Genomic DNA, 15,009 nt, shown 5'->3' with positions numbered 1-15,009 from the left:
TCCTAAGATCCCGATGGCCGGGACTGCCGGACCCCCGAAGGGTTCCGGCAGTCCCTGCCAGCGAAACTAGCGCTTCTGCCTGACGATTTTTTCCTGGTCGACCTGACCCTCCGAGATAGCTTCATGCTCCTCGTGGCCGGCGCCCACCAGATGGTTGTCCCCCTCGCCGAAGAAGCCCTTCTTGAAGTCCACGATCGCGGTCTTCAGTGCTTCGACGGTGTCGTCGCCCAGAACGTTGGTCTGAGCCAGCGTCGTGAGGATGGAGGACTTGTGCTTGAGGTGGTCCAGGAATTCGGACTCGAAGCGGCTGATGTCCTCAACCGGAACGTCGTCCAGGTAGCCCTGGGTACCGGCCCAGATGGACACAACCTGGTTCTCGACCGGGAACGGCGAGTACTGGCCCTGCTTGAGCAGTTCCATCAGGCGTGCACCGCGGGTCAGCTGCTGGCGGGACGCAGCATCGAGGTCCGATGCGAACATCGCGAAGGCCTGCATGTCGCGGTACTGGGCAAGATCCAGCTTCAAGGTACCGGAGACCTTCTTCATGGACTTGACCTGGGCGGCACCGCCAACGCGGGACACCGAGACACCAACGTCAACAGCGGGGCGCTGGTTGGCGTTGAAGAGGTCCGACTGCAGGAAGATCTGGCCATCGGTAATGGAGATCACGTTGGTCGGGATGTAGGCGGAAACGTCGTTTGCCTTGGTTTCGATGAGCGGCAGACCGGTCATCGAGCCTGCGCCGAGCTCGTCGGAGAGCTTGGCACAACGCTCCAGCAGGCGGGAGTGCAGGTAGAAGACGTCACCCGGGTAGGCTTCGCGTCCCGGCGGGCGGCGGAGCAACAGCGACACGGCGCGGTAGGCTTCGGCCTGCTTGGACAGGTCATCGAACACGATGAGGACGTGCTTGCCGCCGTACATCCAGTGCTGGCCGATGGCCGAACCGGCGTACGGGGCAAGGTACTTGAAGCCGGCCGGGTCGGAAGCCGGGGAGGCAACGATCGTGGTGTACTCGAGCGCTCCGTTGTCCTCAAGGGTCTGGCGGATTGCTGCGATCGTGGAAGCCTTCTGGCCGATCGCGACGTAAACGCAGCGGACCTGCTTGTTCACGTCACCGGAAGCCCAGTTGTCCTTCTGGTTGATGATCGTGTCGATGGCAATGGCGGACTTGCCGGTCTGACGGTCACCAATGATCAGCTGGCGCTGGCCGCGGCCGATCGGAATCATGGCGTCGATGGCCTTCAGGCCAGTCTGCATCGGCTCGTGCACAGACTTGCGCTGGGTAACGCCCGGTGCCTGAAGTTCCAGGGCGCGGGTGGTCTCGGCCTTGATCTCGCCGAGGTCATCGATCGGCACACCCAGGGGGTCCACCACGCGGCCGAGGAAGGCGTCGCCCACCGGCACGGACAGAACCTGTCCGGTGCGGTGAACTTCCTGGCCCTCTTCGATGCCGTAGAAGTCACCGAGGATGATGACACCGATCTCGCGGACGTCGAGGTTCTGGGCGAGGCCCAGGGTGCCGTCTTCGAAGCGAAGCAGCTCGTTCGCCATGACCGAGGGAAGGCCCTCAACACGGGCGATGCCGTCACTTGCGGTGGTCACACGGCCGACCTCTACGCGCTCTGCGTTTCCGGGTTCGTAGGACGCCGCGAATTCGTTCAACGCATTACGGACGTCGTCGGCGTTGATGGTCAATTCGGCCATCTGCAGTCCCTGCTCTCCTGTATTCGTGATCATCGTTGCTCACGATGACCGGGGTTTCTATCAGTTGTGTGGTGCTTGTCCGGCTAGCCGGCCAGCTGGCGCTGAAGGTCGTTCAGGCGGGTGAGGAGCGAAGCGTCGAGCACTTCGTCCCCCACCTGAACGCGGATGCCGCCGATCAGCGTCGGATCAACGTTGAAGTTGATCTTCAGCTCGCGTCCGTAAAGGGAGTTCAGTCCCTGCTGCAGACGGTTCTCCTGCGTCCCCGTGAGGGGACGCGTGACGCTGACCGTCGCAATCCAGCGCTGCTGGCGCTTGGCGGCGAGCTCGGCGAAACGGCTCACGAGTTTGGTTGCCTTGATGCCACGGGGGTGCGCGACCGCCTGTCCGATGAGGACCTTGGCTTCCTCACTTGCGGAAGGAACGAGCCTCTCGGCCAGGGCGATCTTTGCAGCAGCGCTGGCCTGCGGTTCAGACAGGGCGCGCTGCACATCGTGGTTGGCAGCCACGGCCTGGTTGAAGGAGAAAAGATCGTTCTCCAGCTCTTCCAGACCGGTGATACCGGAGGCAGAAACGGCCGACTTGTTTTCAGCAACGGCAATGACCACCGTTGCGGCAAGCGTCTCGAGTGCATCGCCGATGTCTCGCGCCGATGCCCAGCGTGAGCTGGCCAGACCGGCTGCGATGTCCACGGCTTCGGCGGAAGCTTTTCCGCTGAAGAGCTGCTTGATCAACGCCGACTTTTCCTCACCGCTGCGGGAGGGGTCAGTCAGGGCGCGGCGCAAGCCAGCCGAGCTGTCTACCGCTCCCAGGATTCCGAAAAGTTCCTTTGCCAACTGCAGCGATGCAAACGGAAGCTTTGGCTCCAGCTCGGTCAGCGCCTTGGTCAGCGATTCGCTCGATACACCTGCCATTACTTAGCTACACCTGCGTTCTGGGTCTCCAGATCAGCCAGGAAGCGGTCGACGACGCGTGCTGCACGTGCGTCGTCCTCGAGGGTTTCCCCAACGATGCGGCCCGCAAGCGTGGTGGCAAGGGTGCCCACCTCCGAACGCAGCGACACAACGGCCGCCTGGCGCTCGGATTCGATCTGCGCGTGTGCCTGAGCGGTGATGCGTGCAGACTCTGCTGCAGCCTTCTCCTTCAGTTCCGCCAGGATCTGGGCGCCTTCGGCACGTGCTTCCTCACGGATACGGTTTGCCTCAGCACGGGCATCAGTGAGCTGCTGCTTGTACTCTTCGAGTGCAGCAGAAGCTTCAGCCTGAGCCTTCTCAGCCTTGGCGATGCCGCCCTCGATGGCCTCGGCACGCTCTGCAAACGTCTTCTCGAACATCGGGACAACGAACTTGACCACGATGAAAAAGAGGACAGCAAAGCCGGCGAGGACGACGCCCATTTCCCAAAGATTGGGAACGAGCGGGTTAGCCGCCGCGGCGCCTTCAGTGGCGGCTGAGATGATCAGCTGATTCATATTTCACCCGTCCTTATCTACTCGGTTCTGAATGTTCGCTTGGTTCTGAAGGTTTACTTGAGAACGAAAGCGAAGACCAGGCCCAGGATGGCGAGGGCTTCAGTCAGCGCAAGGCCGAGGAATGCGATCGGCTGCAGGACGCGCTGGGCTTCCGGCTGACGAGCCACACCGTTGATGTAGGCAGCGAACACGAGTCCCACACCGATACCACCGCCGATGGCCGAGAGGCCGTAGCCGATGAGGTTGAGGGAGCCGTTGATGGAGCCTTCCATTTTTCTTCCTTTCAAGATGCCATGTATATGGCAGGTTGTTTGGGTTGCTTCATCCCCACGAGGGGAAGTTTGGGGTGCCTAGTGGCTGTCGGCGTGGAGTGCGCCTTCAATGTAGATCGCAGTCAGCAGTGTGAACACGTACGCCTGAAGCGCCATGATCAGCGCCTCCAGCATGTACATGGCAATCGCGCCGGCGAGAACCAGCACAGAGGTGCCCTTGAGGAGGACGTTCTCCTGCATGACGAGGTATTCGATGCCCGATCCGGCAATCATGACGATCAGGTGGCCGGCCAGCATGGTGGCAAAGAGACGCAGGCTGTGCGTGACCGGACGGACCAGGAAGTTGGAGATGATCTCGATCGGAATGACGATCGGGAGGATGTAGACGGGGACACCGGAGGGAACGGTGGCGAGCTTGAAGTAGCGCAGGCCGTTCTTCTTGATGCCGATGCCGATCCAGGTGACGTACACGATGGCTGCCAGCACGTAGGCGCCGCCGACGTGCGAGAAGCTCGGGAGCTGGATCACGGGGATTGCGCCGTAGATGTTGTTCACCAGGATGAAGAAGAACAGGCTGAACAGCAGCGGGACATACTTGATGAAGTCCCTGCCGCCGATGATGTCCTTTGCGATGCTGTTGCGGACGAAGCCGTACGCGGCCTCACCTGCGAACTGCAGCTTGCCGGGAACGAGCTGCTGCTTCCGCGCAGCGAGCAAAAAGAATGTGGCGATAATGACGACGGACAGGATAACCAGCAGCATCTGCTTGGAGAATCCGTCTGCCGCACCCCACGGCAGGATTGCCGGCAGGTGCATTTCTTCAATTCCGGGAGGTGTGAACTCTCCTGAATTTTGGGCCGGGAGCGCAAGCGCGATCAACGCGTTTCCTCTCTGCAGTGTCCATCGTTGGGCGTTGGTAAGGTTCCGGCGCGCGTCATGCTTGCCCTCCCCCTCATGAAATTATTTGGCATTACTGTTCCCGTCCTCGGACGGGCCGCTGGCTGCACCGTTCCCGCCAGTTGTTTTCCTTGAACTGGTGAGGCCGTGCATATGGGACAGATAGAACCCTCCCGCAGCTCCAAGCAGAGCGCCTACGAGCACAATCCAGCGGGTTCCCCACAGATAATCCAGTCCCCACCCTATCAAACTCCAGACGATGATTCCGCCAATAATGTAGCTAAAGACGGCCATTCCAGCGTTGTAACCGCCGTCGGAATTTTCGCTGGGTACAGCGACAGGACCGGGCGTCGGTTCGGGTGTTCCAGGCTCGTTTTTCCCGGGGTGGTTGTGCTTGGTCATCAGTGTTGCTCCCCGTTCGATTTGCGGTCGCTGTCCGGTTCGGGGTCATTGAAGATCTGCAGTCGGGCTTTGCTGAAACCGTAGATCTCGGCAGCCTGCCATGTGACCACGGCAACGACGGCGCCTATGACGAACCAGCGGCCGTGCAGCCAGTCGGGAGCACCCACGGCGAACAGCACCACGGCGAAACCGATGACCTTGACGAAGTAAGTCGCCACAAACAGGCCGACGGCACCCGAAGGGTTATTGCGCCCCACAAAGTGTCCGATCAGCAGGCTGATCGCGAAGAACACGACCACCAGCAGGCCGCCGAGGCTGCTGGACACAACACCGGTCCAGCCGTTCAGCAGCGCAGCCACCACGCCTGTAAGGACGAGTGCGCCGCAGGAGACTGCAGAACTGAGTTTAAGCAGGCCGAGCCAGAGCGACCGCGTGGGCCCGGAGACACCAACGGATTCCTTGCCGGACGCAGGTCCGGGCTCGGCGTTGGAGGTCATGCTAACCAATCTTCGGGGCAGGGTGGAGTGGTGCAGGAAAGACCTGCACTTGAATTCTACACGAGATAGAAATTTTCCAAAAAGCGCGAATTACTGCGGTGTTGGCCCTACCCCGGCGTCGTCGCCGCGGCGGCTCAGGTACGGCCAGGCCGTGACCAGACCCATGATCAGGGTGGCGGCGACCATGGCGGCCAGCACAACCTGCCAGGGGTAAACGGCAAAGGCCAGACCACCGAAAGACAGCACCGCCGCCCACAAATACAGCAGCATGACCGCCGTACGGTGTGAGTAACCGATGTCCATGAGCTTGTGGTGCAGGTGCCCGCGGTCGGCGGACCACGGTGAACGCCCGACGGCGGTGCGCCGTACCACCGCAAGGCACAGGTCAAGGAGCGGCAGGAACAGCACGGCAAACGGCAGCAGGATGGGGATGATCGTGGGAATACCGTTGACGCGGTCATAGAGGCCCGAGGTGATCTGCCCGGTCGAGACCACACCGGCCGACGCCATCAGCAGGCCTATCAGCATCGCGCCGGAATCGCCCATGAAGATCTTTGAGGGAAACCAGTTGTGTGGCAGGAAACCCAGGCAGCTGCCCACAAGGACCGCCGTCAGCAGCGTGGCGAGGTCGGAACGGTCCAGGATCGGCGCGTTCCGGTGGACCCAGTAGGCGGTGAGGAAGAACGCGGACCCGCCGATGATGGCCACCCCGGCGGCCAGCCCGTCGAGCCCGTCGATGAAGTTGAAAGCGTTCATCGTGACGACGATGAGGCCGGTGGTGAGGATGATGTTGATCGGGTCCGAGTCGAAGCGGATCGGTTCCGGAATGAACGGGATGATGGTCATCCGCACACCCCAGACGGCTACCACCAGCGCGGCGAGAGACTGCCCGATCAGTTTGACCCACCAGCGCAGGTCCAGGAGGTCGTCTGCCACTCCGACCAGCACGATGACGCCAGCGCCCGCCAGCACACCCCACGGAGCGCCATTGTTCCGGAAGATGTCCTTGACGAAGAAGGACTGGCTTGCCACGGCCAGCGCCACCAACACGCCGGCGAAGATCCCCAGCCCGCCAAGCCGTGAGACCGGGCTTGAATGCATGTCCCGGCTGCGGATGGGGGCGAACAGCTCAAGCCGGTTGCCGATCAGCCGTGCACCCCAGGTGGCCCCGTAGGACACGAGTGCCGCGGTCAGCATCATGGAAAGGTACATGATCATGGCGCGGCCACCGTTGCCATGACACTGGCGCAGTGCTTCCCGCCATGCTGCGGGCTATGCGGATTCGGGGTCAGTCCGGGCGGACCATGCGGGCTGGATAGGTGTGGATCTGACGTGCAATAAATGAAACTTCTCCGTCGCCATGCGCGCACAGACAGGCAGTGCATAGTGCCTGACGGGGCTGTATTACAGTGGACTCTAGTCAAGATACTAACGCCAACGGGTACATCGCTTCGCGTCACACGGCCTTACGCCGGCGGGAAACTTGCCGACGGCTGTGCTGAAAGGATCCCCGCAATGCCAGTGTCGGTCGCAGTTGCCGCCGTGACGTTTGACCGTCCCCATGAGCTCGCCGTCCTGCTGAGGGCCATCAACGGGCAGACGGCCCGCGTGTCGACCATCTGCCTCGTTGACAGTGGCACCGCCCCAGCGAAGGACGTCGCCGACCAGCATGCAAATGTGGACTATATCCGTTCGGAAGCCAATCTTGGCGGTGCCGGAGGCTTCTCCCTTGCGGCGCTGAAGGCCGTGGCCAGCGGCGCCGATTGGGTTTGGATGATGGACGACGACGCCGAGCCGGCGGACGCGGAGTGCCTGGCCACGCTCATCCGGGAAGCGGAGGCGCGGGATCTGGAGGCCGTTGTGCCTCTGGTGGTGGCCCCGGGGCATCCCGACCGACTCTCCTTCTTCTTCCGGCTGGACGGCAAGGTTAGCCATGACCGGGCCGCACTGGAGAAGGTGGGGTTCCTGCCGAACGACGGTCATTTCTTCAACGGTGCGCTCATCCGCTCCGATGTGTTCTTCAAGGTGGGCCTGCCCGACATGCGCCTCTTCATCCGCGGCGACGAGGTGGACTTCACCATCCGGCTGCGCAAGGCAGGCATCCGTTTCGGCACCGTCACCACGGCTGCGATCATGCACCCGCACGCGTTTTCCGAAACGAAGCACGTTTTTGGTGCCCGCTGGCACGTCATCGTCCCGGAGGGCGCCTTCAAGCGCTACTACTACTACCGCAACCGCGGCTACCTTATTCGCCGCCACTTCCGTGTGAAGTCCCTGGTGGCCGACGTGGGCGGCTACCTCGGCTACTTCCTCCGCCGGGGCGATCTCCGCGGGCTGGCGGACTGGTTCCGGGCGTTCTCCACGGGGCTCCGCGGCAAGGGATTTGGCCCGCTGAAGGACCAGAAGTTCTAGCCTAGGCGGCCGGGGCTGTCAGACCTGCCCGCGCAGCCGGCGCCGCAGCAGCAGTGCCAGAAGGACCCACGGCTCGCCAAACACCCGGTACGCCACGCGGCGCGGGTGCAGTAGCAGCCGCCACGCCCATTCCAGCCCGAGCCGGCCAAGCCAGCGGGGCGCCAGCTTCTGGATGCCGGCGATCTGCTCGATAGCTCCGCCGACGGCGCAGTAGACCGCGGGCGGTAGCGACGGCAGGCGGCGCCACAGCACCTCTTCCTGCAGCGGCATGCCAAGGCCGATCAGCACCAGCTGCGGCTGGAATTCCGCCAGCCAGGCGGCAGCTTTCTCTTCCAGTTCCGCGTCCCAGTCCTCCCCCGGCATACCGGCGACCATGGCGCCCGGCACCAGGCTCTGCAGTTTCGCCACAGCCTTGGCATTGGCAGTCGCCCCGGCTCCAAGGACGGCAATGCGGTGGAGCCCGTCCAGCCGGCCCAGCGCGGGAATCCAGTCCGTTGAACCAAGCCTGTAGTCCATGACGGGCCGCCTGTCGGCGCCAGACTGTTTCCGGCCGGTCTTTTGCCGGCTCCTCCCCCACAGCCAGAGGACGGGCGCGCCGTCGAGAAGGACAACGTCGCTGTTCTCGTAAAACTTTCTGAACTCCGGTTCGGAGTGGAAAAGCGTCACGCTGTGGAGATTGTGTCCGACGACCGTCCTGGTGGTGCCGTCAGCCACGAATCCGTTGAGTACGGCGGTGAGTCCGTCGACGTCCAAGGGCGTGGCGTCCACTCCAAGAACGGGAATAGATTGCCTCTGCAGCGTCATTCGGCGCTTGCGGGCTTTTCGCCGGCGTCGGGCTGCAGAGGAGCGTCAGCAGCACTCTCGGGCACCGCGTCTTCGGAGGCAGCGTCCTCCGGGGTAGCGGTGAGCTCAGCTTCGTCCGCGGCGTTGCCGTTGATGTCGAGAACTCCGGGCACCACCTCGCGCAGCCGCTCCAGGCTGATGGCCCCCTCGCGGACCACGCGCAGCGGCAGCGAGGTGGCATCCACGATGGTGGACGGCCGGGCGTCGGTCCCCTCAACCGGACGGAAACCGCCTTCAAGGTAGACCTCGACCGACTCCGCGAGCTGGGAACGGGCTTCAAAGGCTGTCTGCGCCGGAGCCTGGCCAGTCCGGTTTGCCGAGGACACGGCCAGGGGTCCGGTAACGGTCAGCAGATCAATCGCCACCTCATCGTCCGGAATGCGAAGGGCAACGGTGCCCTTGGTCTCGCCGAGGTCCCAGTCCAGGGACGGCTGCGCGTGGAAGATCAGGGTCAGCCCGCCGGGCCAGAAGGCCTCGGCCAACTGGCGGGCATCCGGGTACACATCGGTGGCCAGCCCGTCGAGCGCATTCAGGCGGGGAATCAGGACGGGCGGGGGCATGTTCCGGCCGCGGCCCTTGGAGACCAGCAGCATGGTGACGGCCTGCGGGGAAAAGGCATCGGCCGCGATTCCGTAGACGGTGTCCGTGGGAAGGACGATGCACTTCTTCTCCAGGATCGCCCGCCGTGCGTGGGCGATCCCTTCGGTCCGCTCGTCGTCGGCCGTGCAGTTGTACGTAGTGGTCACTGCCTCATTCTTTCATTACTCCGCGGGCGGGAAGGCAAGGACGGCGCTGGTTGCGCGTTCCTTGCCGTTAAGGTCAAATTGCGTCGTGACGTCGGTCCAGAGCCCCGTCCGCTCTAGCATCGTCGATATCCAGCCGGCCTGGACTTCGGCGTGTTCCATCACGAAGTAGCCGCCGGGAACCAGGAGCCGCGCCGCGGAGGCGGCGGCCGCCGTCGGCAGTTCCATGCCGTCCGCTCCCCCGCCGTAGAGTGCTTCCGGCGGATCATGCAGCGCCACTTCCGGTTCGTTGGGGATGGCTTCGGCGGGGATGTACGGCGGGTTGGAGACGACGACGTCGAACGTTCCGTTGAGTTCCGGCAGGGCGTTCCGCAGGTCCCCCAGCAGCAGGGTGACCCCCAGCGGCCGGAGGTTCTTCGCCGCCCAGGCGTGCGCGAACTCGCTGAACTCCACCGCGAAGACTTCGGCTTCGGGGACCTCGTGTGCGATGGATCCAGCGATGGCACCGGATCCGGTGCCCAGGTCCACCACCTTGGGGCGGACCACGCCGGCACGTTCGAGTGCGCGCAGCCGGTCGATGACCAGCTGCACCACGGATTCGGTCTCCGGGCGCGGAATGAACACGCCGGGTCCCACCGCGAGCTGGAGGTAGCGGAAGTGCGCCACGCCGGTGATGTGCTGGAGCGGAATCCGGGTGGCGCGCTCGGCAACGAGTTCGGTGTAGCCGGCCGGGGCAGGGGCATCGCCGAGCATCATGGCCCGCAGCCGCCCCAGGCCCACGCCGAGCAGATGGTCGGCCAGGAGTTCGGCGTCCACCCGGGGGCTGGGGACGCCGGCCTCGGTGAGGAGCTCCGTTGCTTCCCGGACGGCCTCAGCCAGGGACTGGGCGGGCAGGGATTGGGCAGCCGGAGTGTGCTCGGACGTCATGGAATCTCTGGGCTTCTAGTCGCCGATGGCGTCCAGCCGCGCCTGCTCGTCCATCTCGATGGCGGACTGGATGACCGGCTCGAGGTCACCATTCATGACCTGGTCAAGGTTGTAGGCCTTGTAGCCAGTGCGGTGGTCGGCGATCCGGTTTTCCGGGTAGTTATAGGTACGGATACGCTCCGAGCGGTCCATCGTGCGGATCTGGGATTTCCGCTGTGCGGAGTTCTCGGCGTCGATCTGCTCCTGCTGGTGGGCCAGGATGCGGGCGCGGAGGACGCGCATGCCTGCTTCGCGGTTCTGCAGCTGGGACTTCTCGTTCTGCATGGCCACGACGATTCCCGTGGGAAGGTGCGTGATGCGGACGGCGGAGTCTGTGGTGTTGACGGACTGGCCGCCAGGACCCGAGGACCGGTACACGTCGATTTTGAGGTCGTTCTGGTTGATCTCGAGCTCTTCGGGCTCATCCACCTCGGGCAGGACCAGCACGCCCGCGGCCGAGGTGTGGATGCGCCCCTGCGATTCGGTGACAGGCACGCGCTGCACGCGGTGCACGCCGCCCTCGAACTTGAGCCGAGCGTACACGCCTTCGGCGGGATCGTTGGAGCTGCCCTTGACGGCCACCTGGACGTCCTTGTAGCCGCCGAGGTCGGACTCGGTGGAGGAGATGATCTCGGTCTTCCAGCCGCGGGACTCTGCGTAGCGGGTGTACATGCGCAGCAGGTCGCCCGCGAACAGTGCCGCCTCGTCGCCGCCTTCACCGCCCTTGACCTCAAGGATCACATTGCGAGCATCGTCGGGGTCCCGGGGAATCAGCAGCCGCGTCAGCCGCGCCGCCGCGGCTTCCAAAGCTTCCTCCAGTTCAGGCACCTCGGCAGCAAAGTCAGGGTCCTCGGCAGCCATCTCCTTGGCAGCCGCGAGGTCATCATGCAGCGCATGCCACTTGTGGTAGGCCTCCACAATGCCGTTCAGCTGAGCAGACCGCCGTCCCAGCTTCCGCGCCAGCTTCTGGTCAGCATAAACAGCCGGATCCCCCAGCTGCGCCTGGATGGAATCATGCTCATCCAACAGGCCCTGTACGGACTCAAACATTTTTCAAACCTCTTTCGACTCTCTCAAGTCTAGTTATGCGGCGGCGTTAGGTGGAACGACAAAGGGTGGGGCCCGCGAAACTACGCGACGGCCCCACCCTTAGCTCAGCTACTTGTCGTTATCCGACTTCGCACCAAGCGTCGTCTTCTGAACCTGCATGAGGAACTCGACGTTGCTCTGGGTCTCGCGGATCTTGTTGGTCAGGAGTTCCAGGCTCTGCTGGGTCTCGAGGCCGGAGAGGACGCGGCGCAGCTTCCACATGATCTTGACCTCTTCGGCCGAGAGCAGGTTCTCTTCGCGGCGCGTGCCGGAGGCGTTGACGTCCACGGCAGGGAAGATGCGCTTGTCAGCCAGCTGGCGGGACAGGCGGAGCTCCATGTTGCCGGTGCCCTTGAACTCTTCGAAGATGACCTCGTCCATCTTGGATCCGGTCTCCACCAGGGCCGTCGCCAGGATGGTCAGCGAGCCGCCGTTTTCGATGTTGCGGGCAGCACCGAAGAACCGCTTAGGCGGGTACAGCGCTGCGGAGTCCACACCACCGGACAGGATGCGGCCGGAGGCCGGCGCTGCCAGGTTGTAGGCACGGCCCAGACGGGTCATGGAGTCCAGGAGGACCACCACGTCCATGCCCATTTCCACGAGGCGCTTGGCGCGTTCGATGGAGAGTTCGGCCACGGTGGTGTGATCGTCGGCGGGACGGTCGAAGGTGGAGGCAATGACCTCACCCTTGACGGTGCGCTGCATGTCCGTCACTTCTTCGGGACGCTCGTCAACCAGCACCATCATGAGGTGGACCTCAGGGTTGTTGGTGGTGATCGCGTTGGCGATGGACTGCAGGATGAGCGTCTTGCCGGCCTTGGGCGGGGAGACGATCAGGCCACGCTGGCCCTTGCCGATCGGGGCGACCAGGTCGATGACGCGGGGGCCGATCTTCTTGGGGTCGGTCTCGAGGCGCAGGCGCTCGGACGGGTACAGCGGAACGAGCTTGGCGAACTCCACGCGGTCCTTGAGGTCCTCGGCGGTCTTGCCATTCACCGAGGTGACGCGGACCAGCGCGTTGAACTTCTGGCGGGCGGACTGCTGGCCGCGGTCCTCGCCGTCGCGCGGCGCGCGGATGGCGCCAACAACGGCGTCGCCCTTGCGCAGGTTGTACTTCTTGACCTGGGCCAGGGAGACGTACACGTCGTTCGGGCCCGGCAGGTAACCGGACGTGCGGATGAACGCGTAGTTTTCGAGGACATCCAGGATGCCGGCCACGGGCAGCAGCACGTCGTCATCGGTGACCTCGACGTCGTCGACGTCGGGCCCCTGGCTGCGTCCCCGGCGGCGGTCGTTGCGGTCACGGAACCGTTCGTTGCGGCTGCCGTCGCGGCTGTCCGAGCGCTCGTTGCGGTCGTTCCGGTCGCGGCGGTTCCGCCGGTTGCGGCGGCTGCCGCCGTCGTCGTCGGCGTCACGGTTGTCATCACGGCGGTTATCGTCACGCCGGCTGTCATCACGGCGGGTGTCATCACGGCGGGTTTCGCGTCCGCCAGCTTCGCCGGCGTCACGGCCACCGCGGCCGCGGGCATCCCGGCGTTCGCGCTGTCCGGCTTCGCCCTCCGGTGCCTGCTCGCGGGCCTCAGCACCGCGTACTTCAGCGCCACGAACCTCAGTGCGGGGGGCCTCAGTGCGGGGGATCTCGGCGCCACGTGCTTCAGCACCGCGTGCCTCGGCGGCAGCTTCGGCGGGGGCAGCGGGTGCTTCGGCGGGAGCCGCTGCGGCTGCTTCGCCGCGGCGGCGGTTGCGGGTGCGCGGCTGGCGGCGCTCTGCGCCTTCTGCCTCAGCGGAGGCTGCACCTTCGGCCGAAGCTGCAACGGGTGCCTCGGCGGCGGCCGGCGCTTCAGCGGCAGGAGCCTCGGCGGGGGTTTCCGTCGCGGGTGCGGCAACAATACCGTCGCTCACTGCCCGGCGGCTGCGGCCGCGGCCACGTGTACGGGTTTCCTGCGCCGGGGCCTCGGCTGCTGCAGCGGCTTCCGGAGCCAAAGCTGCTGCGGCGGTTTCGGCGGCCGGGGCTGCCGCGCTGGCTGCAGCGGCCTTTGCGGAAGTCCGTGCCGGCGCCTTGGTGGCGGTGGCGGACGTGCCCGCACGGTGCGCGGAAATAGCCGCCACCAGGTCGCCCTTGCGCATGCGGGATCCGCCGGAGATACCGAGCTGGCTGGCGAGGGCCTGCAGCTGGGCGAGCTTCAGGCCGGCAAGGCCGCTGCTCTTGGCGGGCGCTTCCGTCAACGATCCGGAAGCAGAAGATGATATGTCCACAGCTGGCGACAGCTCAGTGGTTTCGGTCACGAAGGATCCTTCCCCCTCGACGGCGTCCAGACTGTGAGCTGGACGCGATGATTGGATCTGGGCTGCAGTTCAGATCTGCAGCCGCGATGTTCGGCCTTGCCGGTTGGATTTCGGCCAGCAGGGCCGGATACTGATCACCTTCAAACGCTCCGCATAGCTGGCGGGGCGGCGGACTGGCGGTTCAGGGAACAGAAACACATCTGTAGGTTCCTGGCCAGGCCAAGCAGGTGGCACCGGAAAATATCGTGCAAATAAGAGATCGAAGCAGCAGCAGCAGATCGAAGCAGATTCTGACCCGATGACCGGTTAAGGCCATTTTTCGGAGTCGGTGACTGCACGGTCTCTTGGCTGCAGGGCCCTCTCGACTGCAGAGTCGCCGTCTGGCTGCATCAATGAATATTGTGTTCAATGAATGAAAACTGCTCAGTGAATGCGGTGCTGACTGCGGAGACTGCATGCGGTGTTACCGCCGGTGCACTCCCACTTTAGCACCTTCGACGTCGACCGCCAGCTTCATCACACGCCAGTTGATGTCCGGCGTATTTGCCTCGGAAAACGAGGCAATGAATTGCAGAACGGCGGCCGCCTCCGCCTCGCCGTTAGCCAGGACCAGAACCGTGGGCCCGGCTCCGGAGACAACGGCAGCGTGGCCGGCATCGCGCAGGGCCCGGATAAGTGCCGCACTGGGCCGCATGGCCTCGGCGCGGTAGCTCTGGTGCAGGAAGTCTTCGGTGCCGGCAAGCAGGAATTCAGGCTTCTGCGTCAGGGCATGGATCAGAAGTGCTGCGCGGCCGGAGTTCATCGCGGCCGCGTGATGGCCGATGGACGCAGGCAGCAAAGCGCGCGCGGCCTCGGTGGAGAGCTCGAAGTCCGGAACCGCCACGATGGGGATGACGGCGGCGTCCACGGTGGCGCATGTGCTGCTGTACTGGTCACTGTCCTGCCACGACAGCGCGAGTCCGCCGTAGATCGCCGGAGCGACGTTGTCCGGGTGGCCTTCAATCTCGCTGGTCAGCTGCAGGATCCAGTTCCGGTCCCGCTGCTTCCCCGCCGGCAGCAGCGCGTTGGCCGCGGTCACGGCTGCCACGACCGCGGACGCCGACGAGCCCAGGCCACGGCCGTGCGGGTTGACGTTTTCCGCCGTGATCTTCAGGCCCGTGTGGCGGTAGCCCAGCCGCCCGAAGGCGGCATTCATCGCCCGGACCACCAGGTGGCTGGCGTCCCGCGGCAGGGAATCCGCACCCTCACCGCTGAGCTCGAAGACCAGCTCGTCGCTGTCCAGGCTTTCCACGGTGAGGGTGTCGTGCAGGGTCAGCGCCAGTCCGAGGCTGTCATAGCCGGGACCGAGGTTTGCGCTGGTGCCCGGAACCCGGACCGTCACCTGCTGCCCGGCCTGGATGGCGGGCAGCTGGGCGGTCTGCGGCAGCATG

Annotated in this window: 15 protein-coding genes; 1 reads left to right on the top strand and 14 read right to left on the bottom strand. The window is 64.5% G+C overall.

Features of this window, described 5'->3' with window-relative positions:
* Positions 1-66: 66 nt before the first annotated feature.
* From atpA to DBZ45_RS21795, 8 genes are all read right to left on the bottom strand, one after another.
* Entirely contained in the window at positions 67-1,704 is a 1,638-nt protein-coding gene (gene atpA / locus DBZ45_RS21830; protein ID WP_111905894.1) for a F0F1 ATP synthase subunit alpha, read from the bottom strand.
* An 83-nt stretch (positions 1,705-1,787) separates the two neighbouring features.
* A complete protein-coding gene (locus tag DBZ45_RS21825) occupies positions 1,788-2,615 on the bottom strand; it encodes a F0F1 ATP synthase subunit delta (protein ID WP_111905893.1) in 828 nt (275 codons plus the stop codon).
* Entirely contained in the window at positions 2,615-3,172 is a 558-nt protein-coding gene (locus tag DBZ45_RS21820) for a F0F1 ATP synthase subunit B (RefSeq protein ID WP_111905892.1), read from the bottom strand. Before DBZ45_RS21820 ends, DBZ45_RS21825 begins: the two co-directional genes overlap by 1 nt.
* Before the next feature lie 53 nt (positions 3,173-3,225).
* Positions 3,226-3,444, bottom strand: a complete 219-nt coding sequence (gene atpE / locus DBZ45_RS21815; RefSeq protein ID WP_003804776.1) for an ATP synthase F0 subunit C — start codon at positions 3,442-3,444, stop codon at positions 3,226-3,228.
* Between the two features lie 78 nt (positions 3,445-3,522).
* Complete coding sequence (atpB, locus tag DBZ45_RS21810; protein WP_111905891.1) at positions 3,523-4,323, bottom strand: F0F1 ATP synthase subunit A; 801 nt, start codon at positions 4,321-4,323, stop codon at positions 3,523-3,525.
* Positions 4,324-4,404: 81 nt separating this feature from the next.
* A complete protein-coding gene (locus tag DBZ45_RS21805; RefSeq protein ID WP_111905890.1) occupies positions 4,405-4,743 on the bottom strand; it encodes an AtpZ/AtpI family protein in 339 nt (112 codons plus the stop codon).
* Positions 4,743-5,240, bottom strand: a complete 498-nt coding sequence (locus tag DBZ45_RS21800) for a hypothetical protein (RefSeq protein ID WP_111905889.1) — start codon at positions 5,238-5,240, stop codon at positions 4,743-4,745. The genes DBZ45_RS21805 and DBZ45_RS21800 overlap by 1 nt, the downstream gene beginning before the upstream one ends.
* Before the next feature lie 90 nt (positions 5,241-5,330).
* A complete protein-coding gene (locus DBZ45_RS21795; protein WP_111905888.1) occupies positions 5,331-6,458 on the bottom strand; it encodes an MraY family glycosyltransferase in 1,128 nt (375 codons plus the stop codon).
* A 297-nt stretch (positions 6,459-6,755) separates the two neighbouring features.
* On the opposite strand from DBZ45_RS21795, the gene DBZ45_RS21790 reads away from it, so the two are divergent.
* On the top strand, positions 6,756-7,652 hold the full coding sequence (locus DBZ45_RS21790; protein WP_111905887.1) for a glycosyltransferase: 897 nt from the start codon (positions 6,756-6,758) through the stop codon (positions 7,650-7,652).
* A gap of 18 nt (positions 7,653-7,670) precedes the next feature.
* Here DBZ45_RS21790 and DBZ45_RS21785 read toward each other — a convergent pair whose 3' ends face one another.
* From DBZ45_RS21785 to thrB, 6 genes are all read right to left on the bottom strand, one after another.
* On the bottom strand, positions 7,671-8,456 hold the full coding sequence (locus tag DBZ45_RS21785) for a WecB/TagA/CpsF family glycosyltransferase (RefSeq protein WP_111905886.1): 786 nt from the start codon (positions 8,454-8,456) through the stop codon (positions 7,671-7,673).
* The gene (locus tag DBZ45_RS21780; protein WP_111905885.1) at positions 8,453-9,241 is read right to left on the bottom strand and encodes an L-threonylcarbamoyladenylate synthase; all 789 of its coding nucleotides are present in this window, start codon (positions 9,239-9,241) and stop codon (positions 8,453-8,455) included. Before DBZ45_RS21780 ends, DBZ45_RS21785 begins: the two co-directional genes overlap by 4 nt.
* A gap of 15 nt (positions 9,242-9,256) precedes the next feature.
* Positions 9,257-10,165, bottom strand: a complete 909-nt coding sequence (gene prmC / locus DBZ45_RS21775) for a peptide chain release factor N(5)-glutamine methyltransferase (RefSeq protein WP_111905884.1) — start codon at positions 10,163-10,165, stop codon at positions 9,257-9,259.
* Positions 10,166-10,180: 15 nt separating this feature from the next.
* Complete coding sequence (prfA, locus tag DBZ45_RS21770; RefSeq protein ID WP_111905883.1) at positions 10,181-11,254, bottom strand: peptide chain release factor 1; 1,074 nt, start codon at positions 11,252-11,254, stop codon at positions 10,181-10,183.
* A gap of 108 nt (positions 11,255-11,362) precedes the next feature.
* On the bottom strand, positions 11,363-13,579 hold the full coding sequence (rho, locus tag DBZ45_RS21765) for a transcription termination factor Rho (protein WP_111905882.1): 2,217 nt from the start codon (positions 13,577-13,579) through the stop codon (positions 11,363-11,365).
* A 463-nt stretch (positions 13,580-14,042) separates the two neighbouring features.
* Positions 14,043-15,008 (bottom strand): homoserine kinase, encoded by a 966-nt coding sequence (gene thrB, locus DBZ45_RS21760; RefSeq protein ID WP_111906023.1) that lies wholly within the window; start codon positions 15,006-15,008, stop codon positions 14,043-14,045.
* Position 15,009: the final 1 nt, after the last annotated feature.

Origin of the sequence: Arthrobacter globiformis (genome assembly GCF_003261175.1) — a bacterium.
GTDB lineage: Bacteria > Actinomycetota > Actinomycetes > Actinomycetales > Micrococcaceae > Arthrobacter > Arthrobacter globiformis_A.
The sequence above is the reverse complement of the archived record's forward strand: the minus strand, read 5'-3'. Positions and strand labels throughout refer to the sequence as shown.